General features: G+C 59.7%; 1 protein-coding gene. It reads left to right on the plus strand.

The features are described from left to right. Nucleotides 1–192 precede the first annotated feature (192 nt). The coding region (locus AC1RO3_RS08600) for a hypothetical protein (protein WP_481764018.1) at nucleotides 193–467 on the plus strand (275 nt) is incomplete at its 3' end.

The raw sequence follows: 467 nt of genomic DNA on the forward strand, positions 1-467 counted from the left end.
CACTGGCCCGAGCACGTGCCCGCGCTCAGCGTCAGCCGTCGCGCCTGCTGGCCGGTATGTTCCAGCGCGCCGCCGTCTAAAGACCGCACAAGTCATATGGGATTAGTTGACACGTGTTCTCTAGTCTCCTAGAATTTGTACCTGTAGCACGTAACACAACAAACCCTTTAACCTGAAAGAAAGGAAAATATCATGGCAAAAGCAAACATTCTCACGGTCACGAACGCAACCGGCGCGGTCGAGCATTTCGCGAGCAAGGAATCGGCGGTCAACGCAATGCGTGAAATGGGGCTGACGCGTGCGCATGCCCGCGATATCGCGGCTCAGGCACTCGGCACGACCGACGCACTCGAATTCGGCGACGCCGACAACCGCCCGTGCACGATCCGCGCATACCGTGATAACGCCGAACCGATCGCGACGCAGGGATCCGACGTGAGCGCGGAAGGCTCGCATCAGGACGCGGC

Source organism: Dellaglioa sp. CoH-57-MRSF-19, assembly GCF_056781975.1.